Origin of the sequence: Hydrogenophaga sp. (assembly GCF_030158645.1) — a bacterium.
GTDB lineage: Bacteria > Pseudomonadota > Gammaproteobacteria > Burkholderiales > Burkholderiaceae_C > Hydrogenophaga.
On sequence record NZ_JAOASO010000133.1, the window covers coordinates 38,182 to 56,810 of the forward strand.

General features: G+C 66.4%; 17 protein-coding genes and 1 pseudogene. 10 read left to right on the forward strand and 8 right to left on the reverse strand.

Features of this window, described 5'->3' with window-relative positions:
• Positions 1-6 precede the first annotated feature (6 nt).
• From Q1W68_RS13905 to mltG, 5 genes are all read right to left on the reverse strand, one after another.
• Positions 7-828, reverse strand: a complete 822-nt coding sequence (locus tag Q1W68_RS13905) for a TatD family hydrolase (RefSeq protein ID WP_300653041.1) — start codon at positions 826-828, stop codon at positions 7-9.
• A 76-nt stretch (positions 829-904) separates the two neighbouring features.
• On the reverse strand, positions 905-1,276 hold the full coding sequence (locus Q1W68_RS13910; protein ID WP_300653038.1) for a PilZ domain-containing protein: 372 nt from the start codon (positions 1,274-1,276) through the stop codon (positions 905-907).
• A 109-nt stretch (positions 1,277-1,385) separates the two neighbouring features.
• On the reverse strand, positions 1,386-2,429 hold the full coding sequence (locus tag Q1W68_RS13915) for a DNA polymerase III subunit delta' (protein WP_300653035.1): 1,044 nt from the start codon (positions 2,427-2,429) through the stop codon (positions 1,386-1,388).
• Positions 2,426-3,085, reverse strand: a complete 660-nt coding sequence (gene tmk / locus Q1W68_RS13920) for a dTMP kinase (protein ID WP_300653033.1) — start codon at positions 3,083-3,085, stop codon at positions 2,426-2,428. Before tmk ends, Q1W68_RS13915 begins: the two co-directional genes overlap by 4 nt.
• 27 nt (positions 3,086-3,112) lie before the next feature.
• A complete protein-coding gene (mltG, locus tag Q1W68_RS13925; RefSeq protein ID WP_300653069.1) occupies positions 3,113-4,102 on the reverse strand; it encodes an endolytic transglycosylase MltG in 990 nt (329 codons plus the stop codon).
• 157 nt (positions 4,103-4,259) lie between these two features.
• On the opposite strand from mltG, the gene Q1W68_RS13930 reads away from it, so the two are divergent.
• Both Q1W68_RS13930 and Q1W68_RS13935 read left to right on the forward strand, forming a co-directional pair.
• The gene (locus tag Q1W68_RS13930; protein ID WP_300653030.1) at positions 4,260-5,216 is read left to right on the forward strand and encodes a folate-binding protein; all 957 of its coding nucleotides are present in this window, start codon (positions 4,260-4,262) and stop codon (positions 5,214-5,216) included.
• Positions 5,217-5,229: 13 nt separating this feature from the next.
• Complete coding sequence (locus Q1W68_RS13935) at positions 5,230-6,057, forward strand: NRDE family protein (protein WP_300653028.1); 828 nt, start codon at positions 5,230-5,232, stop codon at positions 6,055-6,057.
• 3 nt (positions 6,058-6,060) lie between these two features.
• On the opposite strand, the gene Q1W68_RS13940 is transcribed toward Q1W68_RS13935, so the two are convergent.
• The gene (locus Q1W68_RS13940; RefSeq protein ID WP_300653025.1) at positions 6,061-6,924 is read right to left on the reverse strand and encodes a YbgC/FadM family acyl-CoA thioesterase; all 864 of its coding nucleotides are present in this window, start codon (positions 6,922-6,924) and stop codon (positions 6,061-6,063) included.
• 1 nt (position 6,925) lies between these two features.
• Positions 6,926-7,909: an alpha/beta hydrolase gene (locus Q1W68_RS13945; protein WP_300653023.1), complete on the reverse strand. Its 984-nt coding sequence runs from the start codon at positions 7,907-7,909 to the stop codon at positions 6,926-6,928.
• A gap of 154 nt (positions 7,910-8,063) precedes the next feature.
• Between Q1W68_RS13945 and Q1W68_RS13950 the strand changes: the two genes are divergently transcribed.
• The 8 genes and pseudogenes from Q1W68_RS13950 to Q1W68_RS18430 form a co-directional block, all read left to right on the forward strand.
• A complete protein-coding gene (locus Q1W68_RS13950; RefSeq protein ID WP_300653021.1) occupies positions 8,064-9,200 on the forward strand; it encodes an iron-containing alcohol dehydrogenase in 1,137 nt (378 codons plus the stop codon).
• A gap of 300 nt (positions 9,201-9,500) precedes the next feature.
• A complete protein-coding gene (locus tag Q1W68_RS13955; RefSeq protein ID WP_300653018.1) occupies positions 9,501-9,761 on the forward strand; it encodes a LuxR C-terminal-related transcriptional regulator in 261 nt (86 codons plus the stop codon).
• Positions 9,762-9,800: 39 nt separating this feature from the next.
• Positions 9,801-11,288 carry a hypothetical protein gene (locus Q1W68_RS13960; protein ID WP_300653016.1) on the forward strand — a complete coding sequence of 496 codons (1,488 nt, stop codon included), beginning with the start codon at positions 9,801-9,803 and terminating at the stop codon, positions 11,286-11,288.
• A gap of 61 nt (positions 11,289-11,349) precedes the next feature.
• Positions 11,350-12,819, forward strand: coding sequence for a hypothetical protein (locus tag Q1W68_RS13965; RefSeq protein WP_300653013.1), 1,470 nt, complete (start codon positions 11,350-11,352; stop codon positions 12,817-12,819).
• 12 nt (positions 12,820-12,831) lie between these two features.
• Positions 12,832-13,479: a glycoside hydrolase family 19 protein gene (locus tag Q1W68_RS13970; protein WP_300653011.1), complete on the forward strand. Its 648-nt coding sequence runs from the start codon at positions 12,832-12,834 to the stop codon at positions 13,477-13,479.
• Between the two features lie 29 nt (positions 13,480-13,508).
• Positions 13,509-14,615 carry a hypothetical protein gene (locus Q1W68_RS13975; protein ID WP_300653009.1) on the forward strand — a complete coding sequence of 369 codons (1,107 nt, stop codon included), beginning with the start codon at positions 13,509-13,511 and terminating at the stop codon, positions 14,613-14,615.
• A gap of 246 nt (positions 14,616-14,861) precedes the next feature.
• Positions 14,862-17,150, forward strand: coding sequence for a winged helix-turn-helix domain-containing protein (locus tag Q1W68_RS13980; protein ID WP_300716958.1), 2,289 nt, complete (start codon positions 14,862-14,864; stop codon positions 17,148-17,150).
• Positions 17,150-17,530, forward strand: a pseudogene (locus tag Q1W68_RS18430) (GNAT family N-acetyltransferase); the annotation flags it as partial. The gene Q1W68_RS13980 and the pseudogene Q1W68_RS18430, both read left to right, overlap by 1 nt.
• On the opposite strand, the gene Q1W68_RS13985 reads toward Q1W68_RS18430, so the two are convergent.
• Positions 17,483-18,619, reverse strand: coding sequence for a rhodanese-related sulfurtransferase (locus Q1W68_RS13985; protein ID WP_300653003.1), 1,137 nt, complete (start codon positions 18,617-18,619; stop codon positions 17,483-17,485). The pseudogene Q1W68_RS18430 and the gene Q1W68_RS13985 overlap by 48 nt on opposite strands.
• Positions 18,620-18,629 lie beyond the last annotated feature (10 nt).

The window sequence follows — 18,629 nt, forward strand, 5'->3', positions numbered from 1 at the left end:
GTAAACTCAGACTGCCGGGATCGGGGACAGGACACGGTTGAAAAGCCGGTCGAAGTTGACGCTGGTGGCGTGGGCGATCTCCGCGACCTCCAGGCCTTTGATCTCTGCGATTTGCCGCGCCACCCAAGGCACGAACGCCGGTGAATTGGTCTTGCCGCGGTGCGGCACCGGCGCGAGATAGGGGCTGTCGGTCTCGATCAACATGCGGTCCAGCGGCACCAGGGCGGCCACCTCACGGATGTCGCTGGCACTGCGAAAAGTGAGGATGCCGGAGAACGAAATGTAGAAGCCGAGGTCCAGGGCGGCACGCGCCACCTCGGCGGTTTCCGTGAAGCAATGGAACACGCCGCGTGCCTGCCCCAGCGAACCCCCTTCACCCACAAAACCGCCCTCCTCGCGCAAGATGGCCAGGGTGTCCTCGGACGCGCTGCGGGTGTGAATGACCAGCGGCAGGTCGGTTTGCCGAGCGGCCCGGATGTGTGTGCGGAAGCGCTCCCGCTGCCAGGCCATGTCGGCCAGGGACCGTTCACCCAGCCGGTAATAGTCCAACCCGGTTTCACCGATGCCCACGACCCGGGGACGGGCAGCGCGGTCCACCAGGTCGTTGAGTGTGGGCTCCTGAACGCCTTCGTTGTCGGGGTGCACACCAACGGTGGACCACAGGTTGGCGTTCTCGCGCGCCAGCGTGTGCACGTCTTCAAATTCTTCGAGCGTGGTGCAGATGCACAAGGCGCGATCCACCTGAGCCTGTGCCATGGCACTCAAGATCTCGGGCAACTGGCTCTTGAGCTCAGGAAAATTCAGATGGCAATGGGAGTCGGTGAACATGCAGTCCCTGGCATTCGGCAGAAGATGGAAGCCGCGCGGTTGGCCCGGTCAACGGGGCGGCGCAGAAGGCGCTGACTCAGAGCGTCTGGGTGGCGCGGTCCGATCCGAGGCTGGCGCCGAGGATTTCCTCGATCTTCAGCTTCAGCATGCGTGACTTTTCATCGGAGGGGAACCGGATACCCACACCTTGCGTGCGCCCACCGGACGCCTTGGCCGGCGTGACCCAGGCCACCTTGCCGGCCACGGGGTAACGCTGTGGGTCGTCGGGCAGGCTGAGCAGCACGTACACGTCATCGCCCAGCCGGTACTCGCGCGAAGACGGGATGAAGATGCCGCCGTCGGCAAACAAGGGAATGTAGGCCGCGTAGAGCGCCGCCTTCTCCTTGATGGAGAGCTGGATCACGCTCGGGCGTGCCGCGGCCGCCGAGGGAGAAGGGGTTGTGCTCATCGCGCCGAGTTTAGCGGCAATCTCGTCGCAGGCGCGCCTTGTTGCAGGGGCGCAAAAACAATGCCCGGTTGGGTATGGATGGTGCGGCCGAGCGCGCGCTTCGCAGCGCTCAAAGCGCCTTGGCGGCGAGCACCTGGCGCGTGCGGGCGGCCCAGGCTTCCTGCATCAAACCAGCGTTGTAGGGGTGCTCCACCGATCGTGCCGCCTGCATGAGCTCGCGCGACCAGGCGGCCAGCGCCGTCATGCGTGGGGCGGCGGGCAGGCCGGCGGCCGGGAAAAACCGGGCGCTGGCGCCCGAGGCGAGGGCCATCAGGTCGTGACAAAGCTTTTGCAGCACCGCCAGCTGCTGCGCGGCCGGCCAGTCGGCCAGCACGGACCAGTCGCCCCGCGCCAGCGCTTGTGGCAGACCGGCCCAGGCTTGTGCATCCAGCCCGCTGGAAGCCCAGGCCAAGGCATCTTCGGGTCGTCCGCCCGCCGCCTGCAACCACACCGAAGCCTGTTCGGCCGTGGGCACAGGCGCAGGCGACTTTCCTCCAGCCCGCGCAGCACTCACCTGCGCGATCAGCCAGCTCAGCGCCTCGGGCCGCGCAGGCCAGACCATGGCGTGGGTCTGACAACGGCTGCGGATGGTGGGCAAGAGCTGGTGCGCGGATTCGGTGGCCAGGATGAAGCGCACCTCGCCCACCGGTTCCTCCAGCGTCTTGAGCAAGGTGTTGGCGGACTCCATGTTCATGCGCTCGGCCGGGTACACCAGGATCACCTTGGTGCTGCCGCGCGAGCGGGTGGTCTGCGTGAATGCGACCGCATCGCGCGCCGCTTCCACGCGGATCAGCTTGCTGGGCTTGCGCTTTTTGTCGTCGATGTCTTTTTGTGCGCCCTCATCGAGCGGCCAGTCCAGCGCCAGACTCAGCACCTCGGGCATGAGCGCGCACAGATCGGCGTGGGTGCGCACGTCGATGGCGTGGCAACTGCCGCATTCGCCGCAGGCACCGTGCGGTGTCGGTCGCTCACACAACCAGGCGCGTGCCAGCGCCAGCGCCAGGTCGTATTGGCCCAGGCCCGACGGGCCCGAGAGCAGCAAGGCGTGGCCGCGCTGGGCCAGCAGCGTGGTCAGCTGGGTCTGAAGCCAGGGAGCCAGTGCCGCCCCGCTCACCGAACACCCTCGACTTGCAGCCAGCCGCGCTGCTCAAATGACAGGCGAACAGCGCGCCAGACCGCTTCTCTGGGTTGGTCTGAAGGCACACGAACGAAACGCGCCGGGTCCTGACGCAGGCGATCGCCGTAGCCAGCCGCCACGCGCTCAAAAAACGCCTGTGGCTGCGACTCGAAGCGGTCGGGCAAGCGTGCGCCAGCCAGACGATCGGCAGCCACGGCAGGTGGCAGATCGAACCACACGGTGAGGTCGGGCTGGCGCAGGCGCCCGTCCTGCGCCGGCATGGCCTGCACCCAGCGCTCAAGCTGACCCAGCACAGCCAGGTCAAAGCCGCGCCCGGCGCCCTGGTAGGCGAACGTGGCGTCGGTGAACCGGTCACACAACACCACCTCGCGGCGCGCGAGTGCGGGCTCGATCACCTGCTGCAGGTGGTCTCGGCGCGCGGCAAACATCAGCAGTGCTTCGCACAACGGGTCCATCGGATCGTTGAGCACCAGTTCGCGCAGCTTCTCGGCCAACGGCGTGCCGCCGGGCTCGCGGGTCAGGGTGACCTCGCGTCCCTGTGCACGAAAGGCCTCGGCCAGTGCGGCAATGTGGGTGGATTTGCCCGCACCGTCGATGCCTTCAAAGGTGATGAAAAGTCCGGCGGTCTGCATGGGAGGGGAAGGGATGTCGAGCGGGGATCAGCGGCGCAGGATGTAGCGGCGCACGGCGGCATTGTGCTCTTCCAGGGTGGCGCTGAACTGGCTTGAGCCATCGCCACGGGCCACGAAGTAGATGGCGTTGGTCTCGCCGGGCTGCACGGCAGCACGCAGCGAGGCCGCACCCGGCATGGCGATCGGCGTGGGCGGCAATCCAGCGCGGGTGTAGGTGTTGTAGGGCGTGTCGGTCTGCAGGTCGTCGCGGCGCAGGTTGCCGTCAAAGCGCTCGCCCAGGCCATAGATGACCGTGGGGTCGGTCTGCAACCGCATGCCGATGCGCAAGCGGTTGCTGAACACGCCGCCGATGCGTTTGCGGTCGCTCTCCAGACCGGTTTCCTTTTCGATGATGCTGGCCAGGATCAACGCCTCGTCGGGGCTGCGCAACGGCACGGCGCTGTCGCGCTGGGCCCACGCATCGGCCAGGCGTTTGTCCATGGCCTGCGCGGCCTGGCGCAAGACGCTGGAGGCCGTGGCGCGTTTGGTGACGCGGTAGGTGTCGGGGAAAAAACGCCCCTCCGGATGCCGGCCCGGGTAGCCGATGAGGGCCATGATGTCGGCCGTGCTCATGCCCTCGATGTCCTGCGTGAGGTCGGCCGAGGCGCGCACCAGCTCAAACACCTGGCGGTGGTTCCAGCCTTCCAGCAGGGTGATGCTGCGAAAGGCCTGTTCACCGCGCACGAGTTTGGACAGCAGGCTGCGCGGCGTGGTGCCGGGCGCGAACTCGTAGCTGCCGGCCTTGATGTCGCGCGACTGACCCGACAACCGGAACCAGCCGTACAGCAGCACCCAGGGCGTCTGCACGCCCGACGATGACAGCCGCTCCGCAATCCCGCGCGCCGACTGGCCCGAAGCCACCTCGACCTCCAGCGGCGTCTGTTCGCTCACGCCGGGCGCCAACCGCAGGGGCTCGTCCACCCACCACACGCCGAAGGCAGCTGCGATCAGCAAGGCCACCAGCGGCAGCACGATCATGAGTTTGAGCAGACGCAGCAAGGGGGTGATCTCAACAGGGTGATGGGACGGACGAGGGCGCTCCGCGCGAGACGCACGATGATAATCGGGCACCTCGCGAGGGCGCCTCATCCCCCGGCGCCCCTCCCGGTATCCTGCAACCCAACAGGCTTCGCTCATGAACTCCCCCAGCACCCTTGCCAGTCAGCCTTCTTCTCACGCGACGGCGCAGCCCCTGAACGGCGTGGTTCGTCTCCACCACCTCGGCGTGATCCAGGTCGACGGGGAAGAAGCGGCGAAATTCCTCCATGGACAACTCACGCACGACTTCTCGCTGCTGGGCTTGTCCGAAGCGCGGCTGGCCGCTTTCTGCTCGGCCAAGGGCCGCATGCAGGCCAGTTTCATGGGTTTCAAGCGCCGCCACGATCAGGTCCTGCTGGTCTGCAGCCGAGACCTGCTGCCCGCCACGCTCAAGCGCCTGTCGATGTTTGTGCTGCGCGCCAAAGCGAAGTTGAGCGATGCCAGCGACGCGTTCGCCCTGTGGGGACTGGCCGGCCACGCGGTGCCCGCCGCCCTGCCCGCCGCGCCGTGGTCACAGGTGCGCGAAGGGGACGCCAGCGTGGTGCGGCTGTACCCCGCCGAGGGCGTTGGCCGGGCGCTGTGGGCGGCACCTGCGGAGATCCCGGCACCGGTGGGTCAGGCCCTGCCGGAGGACCTCTGGCACTGGCTCGACGTGAGAAGTGGGGTGGCCACGCTGAGCCAGCCGGTGTTCGAAGCCTTCGTGCCGCAGATGCTCAATTACGAGTCGGTCGGCGGTGTGAACTTCAAGAAGGGTTGTTATCCCGGCCAGGAGGTGGTGGCGCGCAGCCAGTTCCGCGGCACGCTCAAGCGCCGCGCGTACCTCGTGCATGCGGCCGGGCCACTGGCGGTGGGCCAGGAGGTGTTCCACAGCGGCGACGCCGAGCAAGCCTGCGGCACCGTGGTGCAAGCTGCCGCCCATCCGGACGGCGGATTCGACGCCATCGTGTCCATGCAGACCAGCGCGGCCCAGGATGGCAGCCTGCACGCCGGCGCTGCGGGGGGTCCGTTGCTCACCCTGCTGACCCTGCCCTACCCGCTGCTCGACGACATCTGAAGCGGGCCCCGCCGTGTGCTTGATCGCCTTCGCGCTGAACGCCGACGCGGCCTGCCCGCTGCGGATTGCTTCCAACCGCGACGAATTCCTGGACAGGCCCACCGCGGCGCTGCACCGTTGGCAACTGGCCGACGGCACCGAGGTGGTGGGCGGGCGGGATCTGCGCGATGGTGGCACCTGGCTTGGCTTGAGCCCGCAGGGCCGGGTGGCGATGCTGACAAATGTGCGCCAGCCGGTACAGGAACCCGCTCGGCGCAGCCGGGGCGAGCTGGTCACGCGCTGGCTGCAGTGCGACGGTGACGCCGAACGTTTCGCCTACGGCCTCGACCCGGCCCTCTATGGCGCATTCAATCTCGTGGTGGGCGACTTCCATGCCCGCGCCTGGCACTGGATGGGCAACCGCGATCCTGGTGCACCGCACAGTGCACGGTCCAGCGTCCTGCACCAGCGGGCGCTTGGAGACGGGATCTACGGCCTGTCCAACGCCAGCCTGGACACACCGTGGCCCAAGACACAGCGGCTCAAAGCGGCGCTCGTCGCATCGATGAACACCGACGCCGACTGGCTGTCGCCCCTGTCAGAGGCCCTCACCCACGACCAACCGGTGCCCGACCCCGACCTGCCCCACACCGGCATGTCCACGGAGCTGGAGCGGGCGCTTTCCAGCCCGTTCGTGCGCATGGCCGACCGTGCGTACGGCACGCGCAGCAGCCAGGTGGTGAGCTTGCAGGCGCGTGCGCAGGGCTTTGCGGTGACGGTACACGAATGGACCCACGATCCGGCGGCGGCTGTCTCCAGCCTCGTGCCCGACCGCGCCCGCATCGAGACCCTGGTGTGGTGAGCTTCAGAGGCGTTTGAACATCGCCACGTGCGGGATACCGGCTTCTTCAAACGGCTCGCCCAGCACCGTGAACCCCAGGCGGGCGTAGAAGCCTTCAGCGCTGCGCTGCGCGTGCAGCACCACCTCGGCATCACCGCGCTCGCGGGCGGTCTCCATCAGGGCCAGCAGCACATCGCGCCCCAGGCGCCCGCCGCGCAGGGTGCGATCCACCGCCATGCGTCCGACCTTGGAGCTGCCCGGTTCGTGGGGCAACAATCGGCCCGTGGCCAGGGGTCGGCCCAGGCGGTTGTAGGCCACGGCGTGCACGGCGGTGGCATCGGGGGTGTCCCATTCCAGTTCTTTGGGAATCTTTTGCTCTTCGACGAACACCGCTGTGCGCAGGCGCTGGGCATCGGCACCCAGCTCGCTCCAGGATCCCACGCGCACCTCGGTCACCGGTCCACCCGACTCGTAGCCACTGAGGATCTCGCGCAACACAGCCGGCACCGGGCGCGAGGTTTGCGAAGCCGGATCGGCAAAGACGTAGACGATTTCACTGCTGATCAGGTGTTCGTCGCCGCGGAAGATCGCGCCGGTGAAGGTGATGGACGAGGTGCCGACACGGCTGCACTTCATGGCCACCTCGATCTGGTCGTCAGCCCGGGCCGAGGCGTGGAACTCCACCGTGGCCTTGACAACGTACAGATCGCCGTCGAGCTGGTGCATGGTTTCCTGGTAGGGCAGCCCGAGCACCCGCCAGTAGTCGGTGATGGCGGTGTCGAAGTACATCAGGTAGTGCGCGTTGAAGACGATCTTCTGCATGTCCACCTCGGCCCAGCGCACACGCAGGCGGTGGAAGAAGCGGAAATCGGTGCGTTTCAAGCTCATGTCATGTGTCCTGGAAGGCTTGGCGCAGCGCCCGGGCTGCGTCGTTGTGGGCGGTCAGGGCCTGGGGAATGGCCCGACCGAAGTTGATGAAACCGTGCACCACGCCGGCGTAGATCTCGATGTCCACCGGCACCCCGGCGTGCCGCAAGCGGTCGGCGTACATCACGCCTTCGTCGGTGAGCGGATCGCATTCGGCCAGGCCGATCCACGCCGGCGCCACGTCGTCGAGCTCGCGCACATGGCCTTGTTCGTCGACGCCATCGAGCGGCGCGAAACGCCAATCGTCTCGGTCGGCGGCGCTGCGCAGGTAGTGGCCAAAGAAATAGCGGATGTGGGGCTCCTCCAGCAGGAAGCCCTCGGCGAACTTGGTGTGCGACGCCGTGTCTTGATGCCCCACGCAACCGGGGTAGTAGAGCAACTGCATCGCCAGCGGCACGCCCGCGTCTCGCGCGGCGATCGCTGTCACCGCGGCCAGGGTGCCGCCGGCGCTGTCGCCACCGACGGCGATGCGCTTCGGGTCCAGTCCGAGCGCCTGGCACTGCGCGCGCAGGCCTTGCAGGCTGTCCCAGGCGTCAAACACCGCGGTCGGAAATTTCCAGTCGGGTGCCAGTCGGTAGTCCACCGACACCACCGCGCAATGGGCCAGGTGCGCCAGGTGCCGGCACAGCGCCGCGTGGGTGGCCACGCTGCCCACCGTGAAACCGCCGCCGTGGAAATACAGCAGCACCGGCAGAGCGACCTCGCTGGCGGGTGCAAACAGCTGCGCACCGAGCTTGGCACCATCGCGCGCCGTGAAACGCAGGTCTTCCACACGGGCCAGCTTATGCGACGGGATCTCCAGCACACCGGCCCCGGCCTCGTAGGCCAGCCTGGCCTGGGCGGGTGTCAGTGCGTGCAGGGGCACATGACCGGCGCGCGCGATGCGCTCCAGCACATGGCGCATGGCCGGCGTGAGCAGCGAGCGGGGATCGGGGTGGTGAGACATGGCCCCCCGATTGTCGCGGGGCTCGCTGCCGGATGGCACATCGCAAACCGAACGGCCTGTCTTGTGGGTGACGGCCCGCGGGTTGACGCCATAGGTGGATTGCGGGCCCGGCCGTATAGTTTTTGGACGCAGAAAAACCACCACGGAGACCGCCTTGGCCCAGATCCTCTACATCACCAACATCCTGATCGACTTCGGGGTGCTTTCGCAGTTGCAGGCCGAGTGCGAGCGCGTGGGCATCCGCCGCCCGCTGATCGTCACCGATGCCGGCGTGAAGGCCGCGGGCTTGCTGGACAAGGCCACCGCCGCCCTGCCCGGCTTGCAGCCCGCGGTGTTCGACCAGACGCCGTCGAACCCGACCGAGGCCGCCGTGCGCGCCGCGGTGGCGGTGTACCAGGCGCAAGGCTGCGACGGACTCATTGCCTTGGGTGGCGGCAGCGCCATCGACTGCGCCAAAGGCGTGGCCATTGCCTGCACGCACGAAGGCCCGCTCAAGACCTACGCCACCATCGAAGGCGGCTCGCCGAAGATCACCGATCGCGTGCCGCCGCTGATTGCCGTGCCCACCACGGCGGGCACCGGCAGCGAGGTCGCGCGCGGCGCCATCGTGATCGTGGACGATGGCCGCAAGCTCGGTTTCCACAGCTGGCACCTGGTGCCCAAGACCGCGCTGCTCGACCCCGAGCTCACGCTGGGCTTGCCGCCCATGCTCACCGCCGCCACCGGCATGGACGCCATTGCGCATTGCATGGAAACCTTCATGGCGCCGCCATTCAACCCACCGGCCGACGGCATCGGTCTGGACGGTCTGGCGCGCGGCTGGGCGCACATCGAGCGCGCCACCAAAAACGGCCAGGACCGCGACGCGCGTTTGAACATGATGAGCGCGAGCATGCAGGGCGCGATGGCGTTTCAAAAAGGACTGGGCTGCGTGCATTCGCTCAGCCACAGCCTGGGTGGCGTCAACCCGCGCCTGCACCACGGCACGCTCAACGCGGTGTTTCTCCCCGCCGTGATCCGCTTCAACGCCGAGGCCGAGTCGATGAAGAAGGACAACCGCCTGCAGCGCATGGCGCACGCCATGGGCCTGAGCAGCGGGGGTGATGTGGCCGAAGCGGTCACCGACATGAACGCCCGCCTGGGCCTGCCCACGGGTCTGGCCGCGATGGGTGTGACACCCGATCTGTTCGACAAGGTCATCGAAGGCGCCATGGCCGACCATTGCCACAAGACCAACCCTCGCCTGGCCACCGCCGACGACTACCGCGCGATGCTGCAGGCCGCTCTGTAACACCGCCCCTGCCCAACCGGGCAGCCCTGGTTTCGTGTGCCGCGACAGCTGGCTGTCGCGGCTTTTTTTCGCCCGTTGCACGGGCGTTGCGGCGGCTTCCGCAGCCCTCTTTTGGGGCGTTTCCGAGTCATCGATTCATGAGCGTTTCATAACCTGTTCGTCAATCCTCGACGGTTTGATTGCCGCAGACTGATCTCACTGAATTCGATGCCGCCCAGTATGAAACAGCCCGGCTGGGTGCAGGGCCGCTGGGCGGTTGCATCTGAATGGAGTTCAGACAACCCACCACCAGGACAGATCATGACATTCGCATCTTTCTTGAACGCCACCGACACCGCGCTGACCGCCCGGGAGACCGAGATCCTCGACTTCATTGCCCGGGGCCTCACCTCCAAACAGATCGCCCGGGAACTGAACATCAGCCCCTACACGGTGAACACGCACCGCGACAACCTGCGCCGCAAGCTCGGCGCGCACAACGGGGCGCAACTCGCCTCTTGCCGCGCCACGCTGTCGTCGTTCAAGGCCTCGGGCGAAGCGTCCATGGCAACCAAGTTCTGATCCCGCCGACCGCCCCACCCCACTTCTCAGGAGTCCTTCATGTCGACCACCATCCCGTATTCGCCTTCGCTCGTGCTGGGCAGCATTGTCGAGCCCGCAGCCATGGACAACCTGCTGGCGATCTCGGCCACGCAGACGCCGATCGACGCCGCACAAGAGACGCTCAACTCCTTCATTGCCATGAAACGCAGTCTGGAGATGACGGTTCAGGAGCTGATCAACATGGGCCTGGATCCCAAGGATCTGTTGAAAAAAATCGAGGAGGTCGGCGCCGACGTGGACAAGGCCGCCACCGCCTACGCCACGGTGCGGCTGGAGCAGGAACTCAAGCTGCAACCCCTGCGCGCCAAGATGCAGATCGTCAACGCCAATGTGGAGAGCCCGATCGACTACAACCGCACCCAGATCAAGACGATGGCGCTGGCGGCCGACTCCCTGAAGATGGACGCGCAGTTCTTCACGTTCGACGACAACGCCGAGAACGACAGCGACACGCTCTCCAACATCAAGTCGTACGTGAGCGCGGCCACCTCGTTTCTGGGTCAGGGTGTTTCGTTCGACATGGCCAAGACCGCCGTGAACCAGGTCGAGAAACAGCGCCAGATGCACAAGATCTCCGGAACACTGGTGCTCACCGCCACCTGCACCCACAAGGAGGCGCAGGTGCTGGCACCCTTCTGCCTGGATGTGGACAAGGCCATACGCGTGTGGAACCAGTTGTTTCCCGGCGCGAAAGACAAGATCCGCATGGACGAGACCACCATGCGCCAAATTGCCGAGAACGAAGGGACCACCGCCGAGAAGTCGTTCAACATCATTTCGGGTTCCTCGCTGGGATCGAGCTTTGTGGGCATGGTGCACGTGCTCAACACCGAAGACACCACGACCAGCCAGGACGACGAATCGCGCGCCAAGGACATGAAAGGCACGCTGTCACTGGGCTCGGCGATTTCTTCGCTCAAGGGCGGCTTCGGGGTCGACAAGAACTTTGCCCAGGACGTCAAGCGCCTGCTGAGCACCCAGAACATCACCTCCCACGTCACCCTCATCACGGCGGGCTTCATTCCCACGATCAAAGCCAACCAGGTGGCGCTGGGTGTGAAGCAGTTCGCCAACTTCGACCCGTCGGACATGATGACCAGCCTGGCCAAGCTCTCCGACTTCACCTCCGCCGACCGCACCTCGCTCCAGCAGGCGGCCACGGCAGCCCGCACCAAGGGCGAGTTCGTGGCCCTGAAGACCGCCAGCATCGAGAGCGTGATGCAAAGCCTGGCCAAGCTGGACGACGGTCAAAACAGCATGCTCGACATCGCCTCCATGGTGGTGGCCTTCGAGGACTACGTGAACACCGCTGCGGCCGCGACGCCCGAGGCCGCCATCGGCGTGCCGATCAACTACTACCTCAAGCCCATCACCCGCGCGCAGCTGGCCGAGATGTGGGTCTCGAAGTACTACCCCAACAAGTACCTCGACATCCAGGGCGACGACACACCCCGCCCCAAGAAAGACGCGGCAGCTACCAGCTGAGCGCACCGGTCCCTGACACGCGCGCCCAGTCCCCCGACCAACCCCCTCCCGGAGCCATCCCATGCCATCCTCCATTCCCTACTCGCCCTCCCTCGTGCTGGGCAGCGTCGTTCACCCCGCCGCCATGGAAACCTTGCTGGCCATGTCGGCCCTGCAGGCACCGGTCGATGCGGCACAGGACACCCTCAACTCGTTCATCTCGCTCAAGCGCGGCCTGGAAATGACCGCCAGCGAGCTGGTGAACATGAACATCGACCCGAAGAATCTGGTCGCCAAGATGCCGCAGGTCAACGCGGACCTGGAGAAAGCCGCTGTTGAATACGCCACGGTCCGCGTGCAGCAGGAGCTGCAGATGCAGCCGCTGCGCGCCAAGGTGCAGCTGGTCAACTCGGGCGTGGAAAGCCCGATCGACTACCAGCGCACCGTGCCCAAACAAATGCCGCTGGCGGCGGACACATTGAAGATGGACGCCCAGTACTTCTCGTTCGACCAGAACGAGCAGAAGGCGCAGAACACCATCTCCAACATCCAGCGCTTCATCAGCTTGGCCGGCTCCGAGATCGACAAGAGCGCCGCGTTCGAGGTGGCGCAATCCGCCGTCAAGCAGATCAACCGTCAGCGGCAGATGCACAAGATCGCCGGCACCCTGGTGCTCACCGCCAACTGCACGCACCGGCAGGCCACGGTCCTGGCGCCCTTGTGCCTGGATGTGGACAAGGCCATCCGAGTGTGGAACCAGCTGTTTCCCGATGCCAAGGACAAGATCAAGGCCGACGCCAGCACGATGGCGCAAATCGCGAAGCAGGAGGGCACACCCGGCGAGAAGTCTTTCAACATCATCTCCGGTGCCACCTACGGCTCCAGCTTCGTGGGCATGGTGCACATCCTGCGCAAGGAAACCACCGCCACCAGCGAACAGATGGAGTCCGACGTGGGCGAGCTGCAGATCATGGCGGAGAGGAAAGACTGGCTGAGCGCGGCCAGTGGTTCACTGGGGGTTGAAGACACCGAAAGCGACGACGAAAAGAGCATCACCAGCCGCCAGGAGATCACCTCGCATGTGACGGTGATCACCTCGGGCGTGATCCTGGGCATGGCCTCCACCGATGTGCAGATGGCGGTGAAGACCTTCGCCACCGAAGAAGGCAAGACCACCATGGACGCGCTCGCCGCCATGTCCAACACCGCCAACACGGGTGTGCAGTCCATGCAGACCCTGGCCGCCAGCGCGCGCTCGGGCCAGGAGTTCACCGAGCTGCAGGCCAACACCGTGACCAGTGTGTTGAGCAAGCTCGGCGAGATCCAGGGCATGAAGGTCAAGGTGCTCGACGTGAACTCCCTGATGACCGCTTTCGACAACTACGTCGAGGCGGCCCGCAAAGGCGGCATTGGCGTGCCGATCAATTACTACCTCAAACCCATCACCCGCACGCAGCTGGCGCAGATGTGGGTCAGCAAGTACTACCCCGACAAGTTCCTCGAGATCCAGGGTGACGACAGCGCTGCCGCAGCGGCCGCCGCGCCCCAGTGAGGGAGAGGCTGAATGACCGCCAACGATCTCGCTGCGCTGACTGGTCGCTCCACGGACGAGGTGGCGCCCTGGGTCTCGCCGCTGCAGGCCGCCATGACCGAATTCGACATCAACACGCCCGCCCGCGAGGCGGCGTTTCTGGCGCAGATCGTCCACGAATCGGACGGCCTGCGTGCGGTGGAAGAATGCCTCAGCTACAGCGCCCGGCGCCTGCCCGAGGTGTGGCCCAGACACTTCTTTCTGCCGCCGGACGACGCCAACGGCCGGCGGGACGCCACACCGTTTGAACACCACCCCGAGGCGCTGGCCAACGTGGTCTACGCCGACCGCATGGGCAACGGGCCCGAAAACAGTGGCGATGGCTGGCGTTTCCGCGGGCGAGGACTCATCCAGCTGACCGGGCGCCATCTGTACACCGAGGCCGGCGCCGCCCTGCAGCTCGACCTGGTCAACCAGCCCGACGACTTGCTGCAACCCGACGCCGCCGCCCGGGTCGCTGGCTGGTACTGGCAACGCATCGGTGGCAATGGCCTGGCCGATCCCGCGACACAACAGTCATTCGCACAACTGACCGAGGCGATCAACGGCGGGCTCATCGGTGAAGACCACCGCGAGCAGCTGTGGAAACAGGCGCAGACGCTCCTGTCCGCCGCTGCCTGACCACCCTCACACCTGAAAGGGGTGAACGCATGGACCGTGTTCTTCTCCTGGCGCTGGCGCTTCTGCTGGCAGGGACGTCGCCTGTGGCCGGTGCGCAAACACCGTCGGCCAAGGCGGTGTCCCCGGCTCCTCCGGCGCTTCCCACACCCCATGTCACCGCGATCGTGGGTGAACTGGAGGTCGACCGGATCATCGAAGTCCACGTCGATCAACTCGAAGACTGGAACCTGGCCCTGGGCGGACCGGCCGCCACCCACGCAGGGCCCGCGTCGTTGCATCCGGCCTGGCAACTGGTGCCCTACCTCAACGGGCGCGCCCTGTCCGGCGTGACGCCACTCGCGGTGGACCTGGGGCGGGGTCGCGTGCAGTTCCATCTGCGCATCACCGAGCGCAACCGAGACACGTGGACGCACCTGCTCAGCCCCCTGACCTTCCAGCGCGCGGTGCAGTTCAGCGTCGGGCTGGAGCAGGTCGATCCGTTCCCGACCGACTTCACCCAGGCCAGCCAACGCGCATGGCTCACGGTGATCAACTGGCGCTGGCTGCTCACCGCGGTGCTGATCGTGGCCGGGATCACCCTGGCCTTCTGCGCCCTGGCCATGCACACCACGCTGCTGATGGAGCGCTACCGACTGCCGGGGGGCACGCTGTCGCACCGCTTCAGCCTGGCCAAGGTGCAGCTGGCGTTGTGGTTCTTTGTGATCTTCGGTGCCTTCCTGGTGATCTGGCTGGCCACCGGCAACTTCGACACCTTGAACAGTTCCATCCTCTCCACGCTGAGCATCAGCGCGGGGACGGCATTGGGTGACACGTTTGTGAAAGCCACCGGGCCGACCACGGCAGCGTCGCCGCTGCCCGAGAACGACATCGACACCTTTCGCGCGCCCCACTGGACGGCCCGCCGGTTCATGCGCGAACTGGTCTCCGACGACGAGGGTTGTTCCATCTCGCGCTTTCAGATGCTGGCGTGGACGGTTGCGCTGGTCATCGTGTTTCTGGCCGACGTCTTTGACGATCTGCAAATGCCCGTCTTCGGACCCGAGCTGCTGTACCTACTGGGCTTGAGCACCGGTACCTATGTGGCCCACCGCCTGCCCGAAATGCAGCGCGATCGCCAGCGGCAAGCTCCGGCCTGAGCCGCGCATCCCACACCGCACGCCGAGCCGCGGGCATGGATGACCCTTAGGTCCATGCACCGATGGCACACTGAGTTCCAACGTTCTATAAAGTCATACCCATTGAGTAAAGGAATATCCATTTGTTGCTAATTTTTGCTTGACAAGGCTGCCTGGCTTCACCAGCCGAGGCCGAAGCATCCTTGGCAATGCGCATGCGCACAGCATTCTTGAACCGTTGCGTCGAAAACTCGAAGAAGTGGAGACATGGCATGGCGAATCGTCCACAAGGAACCCAAGATGACGGAAAAAAGCAGCGCCTGGAGGGAGGAGTACCACTTCGCCAATTGCGTGATTCGCAGCGACACAAGGGAGCTTTTGCGGGACGGGGTGGCGCAGAAAATCGAACGTCGCTCCTTTGACCTCATCCTGTACCTGCTCAAACTGGAAGGGCGGGTCGCCAGCAAAGACGAACTGCTGGAGCATGTGTGGGGCAACCACTTCGTTTCAGAATCGGTGATCGCGCAGAGCATCATAAAAGTGCGCAAGGCCCTGGGCATCAGCGGCAAGGAGCCGGGGCCCATCAAGACCATCCACCGCGTGGGTTACCGCTTTGCCAGCGAGGTGCGAAAGGCCATTCATCCCCTGGCGTCTGCGTCCTCATCCACCGAGGTGTCGCCGCGCCCCCCAGGCGCGACGCGCATCCTGTGGCTGCCCACGGATTGCAGTCTGCCCCGCGAGGACCTGTCGTGGGTTCGCTACGGTCTGATGTCCGTTGCCAGCCATGTGCTGCACGGCCATGGCGTGCCCACGGTGCCCGCCAGCGAGGCCATACGCGTGCACGAATCGATGGAGAACGATGGCATTCTCTGGGGCGAAGACCACAGACCCGTCATCCGTGAGGTGGGCATTCCGGTGGTGCGAAGCCGGCTGACGGCCCACGCCGATCAGTTCCGGCTCGAATGGTGGATGCAGATCGACGGCGTGGGCCATGGCAACCAGATCGAAGGCCTCGCACCCGCCGAACTCGCCCTGCGGGCCGCGCGCGAGGTGGCGCTCATCACCCGCATGCGGTCGGGATTGCAGCCCATCCCGGGCCAGGAGGACCGATTCTGGGCGGATGCGTGCCAACTGGTGTCGCTGGCCGTGTCCCTGGATCAGGCGGACAAGGCCCTGCCGCTGATGGCGGTCTGTGTCGACCTGCCGGGTTGCCCGCTGCCGATCTGGGCCGAATACCTGCTGGTGATGGCCCAGAGCGCAGACGCCACCACGCCCGCGTGCGCTCGACGCATGGCGCAACTGGCCATCCAGGCCGGTGATGGCGCACACGAGGGGTGGGCCCGGCTCTGTGAGGCGTTGTACAGCCTGTACCAGCATCACACGGAACAAGCCGTCGAGCAGGCCCTGGGCGGCGTGGCCCTGGTGCGCCGTGCCGCAGCCCACGCGCGTCATGCCAGGGCCCTGCTGCTGGCTTCGCAAGTGCTGGCCACCGCTGGCAAAGCCAACGAAGCGAACGCCCTCTGGTGCGAGGCCGCATCGCTGGTCAGCCAGTCGCCCTCGCCCGATCTGGTCTGCCGCATGCATCTGTTGAGGTGCGAGCTGGATCACCTGGCCCTGGGGCAGATGGCCAGTGGTGAAACCCATCCCGGCGTCGATCCGGTCGCCTGCGCGCGTTGGCTCGGGCAGGCGCCCACCACCGCCTGGCTGCAAGTTCTGAACGGTCTTCAGGCCTGCGCACGGGGCGAGTGGGAAATGTGCCGCCGACAACTCGAAGTGGGTCTGAAAGCTGGCGAACGGGGTGGGTCTGCGCTGGCGCGTCTGTTCGCGCACCTGCAGCTGGGCAGTCTTCACGCCCGCAGCGACGATCAGGCGGGCCTGAACGCCAGCGTGAGCGCGGTGGAGCACCTGGCGCTGCGCCAGATCCCGATGGGCAGCGCGGTGTGCCTGTGGTTGCAGGCGCGCCGCTGTTATCTGGCGGGCGATCCGGTCAAGGCACTGGCGCTGGCCGAATCCGCCATGGAAGACATGGCCGACTTTGGCGTGTGGTGTTCCGAGGACCACTGGCTCTTTGTGGCCCAGCTGGCGCTGGTGGCGGGCAACCGGCGTTCGGCCCGGACGCTGCTCGAGCGCCTGCAGACCCGGCACGCGAGCCGGCCACTCCAACCCAGGCAAGCCACCGCGCTGGCGGTGGAAGGCATGGTGGAGTACGCCGAAGGCAACGCCAGCAAGGCCCTGTTGCTGTTCGAGCAAGCGTGCCGGCTGGCCCGAGGCACCCTGATGTCCAACATCCTCCTGTTCGGCCACACCTGGCTTGCCCTGATCGACGGGCGCAATCCCACCCCCGCCCAGCTGGCGCCTGCCGGCCAATGGGTGGATGCCACGCGCGAAGGCCGGCACCTGCGCGCCATGCTGCTGAACAAACCTTACTGGGCGATCGCCCAGCGGCAGCATCCCGTGCTCTTGGGCACCGCCGCGCGCCTGATGACCCACCACGTTGCCGACGTGGGCGATCAGGGCCAATCAAGCTACGCGCACTACCTGCCGTTGCCTGTGTGATGCCGGGGTTTTGCATCCAGCCCTTGTCGGCAGAAAACGCTGCCGGGTTCGCGGCGTTCGAGCGCGACAACCGCAGGCCTTTCGAGCAATTCAACGAGCCCCACCCCCAGCGCTACTACAGCGCGGCCGGGCTGGCGCGGGCCTTCTGCGAACTGCTCGCCCGCCAGGACCCCGACCGGTACGTCACCCGGGTGGCCGTGCTCCCGGGGTCGTCGCGCTGGGTGGGCACGGGCAGTCTCTCGGTTCACCCGCAGCGCTCAGGCACCGTCGGCGTGGTGGTTTACCAGACGGATCGGCAGCACTGGCGCCAGGGTGTCGCCCGTGCCCTGCTGTCACACCTCATCGATGAGGCCCATGCGCTGAACCTGGCCCGGGTGGACGCCCTGATCGTCAGCGACAACACGGTCTCGCTGCACCTGCTGCGCCGCGCCGGCTTCAAGGCGGCGGGCTGGAGTTTGCCCGCCGCCCTGCTGCGGGGCCCGGTCGACTGCCTGCAGCTGAGCCGCCCCTTGCGCGGTGCCGTCGGGCCGGTCCTGTCGGGCTCCCACGTGCACCTGTCCGCGTGACTCGGCCAGCTCCACCTGCCGCTGGCGCTCGGCGAGCTGCGCCTTGTCCTGCGGGCTGCGCTGATCGTGGCAATGCGGACAGCTCACGCCCTTGACATAGTGCGGCGATGCCTTCTCCGCAACGCTGAGCGGCCAGCGGCACGAGCGGCACAGCTCGTGAGGCCCCGGCTGCAAACCATGACCCACGCTCACCCGCTCGTCGAACACGAAACAGTCGCCCTGCCAGGTGCTTTGCTCGGGCGGGATTTCTTCCAGGTACTTGAGGATGCCGCCCTCGAGGTGGTAGACCTCATCAAACCCGCGCATCTTCATGAGGGCGGTGGACTTTTCGCAGCGGATGCCGCCGGTGCAGAACATCGCCACCCTGGGTTTCCTGCCGTCCTGCAAGGCCGGCTGCGCGTCCAACCAGGCGGGCAGTTCGGTGAAGGTCTTGATGTTCGGGTTGACTGCGCCCGCGAAGGTGCCGATGGCCACCTCGTAGTCGTTGCGGGTGTCGATCACCAGCACGTCCGGGTCGGCCAGCAGGGCGTTCCAGTCCTGGGGTTTCACGTACTGGCCCACGGTCTTGTTCGGGTCCAGGCCGGGCACGCGCAGGGTGACGATTTCTTTCTTCAAACGCACCTTCATGCGGTGAAACGGCGGGTGATCGCTCCACGACTCCTTGTGGGGCAGGCGGGCCAGGCGCGCGTCGGCGCGCAGGTGCGCCAGCACCGCACGCACCCCGGCTTGCGACCCGGCGATGGTGCCGTTGATGCCCTCGCGCGCGATCAGCAGCGTGCCCTTGACGCCGTTCGCCTCGCAGCAGGCCTGCAGCGGTTCGCGCAGGTCGGCGAAATCGGGCAGATCGACGAACTGGTAGAGGGCTGCGGTGAGGAAGCGGTGGGCGTTGGGCTCGACGGACATCTTGCGATTA

Excerpts from the sequence above, each read along its gene's own strand:
- Q1W68_RS13905 (WP_300653041.1), bottom strand. The coding sequence starts at position 828 with ATGTTCACCGACTCCCATTGCCATCTGAATTTTCCTGAGCTCAAGAGC.
- Q1W68_RS13985 (WP_300653003.1), bottom strand. The coding sequence starts at position 18,619 with ATGTCCGTCGAGCCCAACGCCCACCGCTTCCTCACCGCAGCCCTCTAC.
- Q1W68_RS13955 (WP_300653018.1), top strand. The coding sequence starts at position 9,501 with ATGACATTCGCATCTTTCTTGAACGCCACCGACACCGCGCTGACCGCC.
- tmk (WP_300653033.1), bottom strand. The coding sequence starts at position 3,085 with ATGCAGACCGCCGGACTTTTCATCACCTTTGAAGGCATCGACGGTGCG.
- Q1W68_RS13980 (WP_300716958.1), top strand. The coding sequence starts at position 14,862 with ATGGCATGGCGAATCGTCCACAAGGAACCCAAGATGACGGAAAAAAGC.
- Q1W68_RS13960 (WP_300653016.1), top strand. The coding sequence starts at position 9,801 with ATGTCGACCACCATCCCGTATTCGCCTTCGCTCGTGCTGGGCAGCATT.
- Q1W68_RS13940 (WP_300653025.1), bottom strand. The coding sequence starts at position 6,924 with ATGAGCTTGAAACGCACCGATTTCCGCTTCTTCCACCGCCTGCGTGTG.
- mltG (WP_300653069.1), bottom strand. The coding sequence starts at position 4,102 with ATGATCGTGCTGCCGCTGGTGGCCTTGCTGATCGCAGCTGCCTTCGGC.
- Q1W68_RS13970 (WP_300653011.1), top strand. The coding sequence starts at position 12,832 with ATGACCGCCAACGATCTCGCTGCGCTGACTGGTCGCTCCACGGACGAG.
- Q1W68_RS13975 (WP_300653009.1), top strand. The coding sequence starts at position 13,509 with ATGGACCGTGTTCTTCTCCTGGCGCTGGCGCTTCTGCTGGCAGGGACG.
- Q1W68_RS13930 (WP_300653030.1), top strand. The coding sequence starts at position 4,260 with ATGAACTCCCCCAGCACCCTTGCCAGTCAGCCTTCTTCTCACGCGACG.
- Q1W68_RS13910 (WP_300653038.1), bottom strand. The coding sequence starts at position 1,276 with ATGAGCACAACCCCTTCTCCCTCGGCGGCCGCGGCACGCCCGAGCGTG.
- Q1W68_RS13945 (WP_300653023.1), bottom strand. The coding sequence starts at position 7,909 with ATGTCTCACCACCCCGATCCCCGCTCGCTGCTCACGCCGGCCATGCGC.
- Q1W68_RS13965 (WP_300653013.1), top strand. The coding sequence starts at position 11,350 with ATGCCATCCTCCATTCCCTACTCGCCCTCCCTCGTGCTGGGCAGCGTC.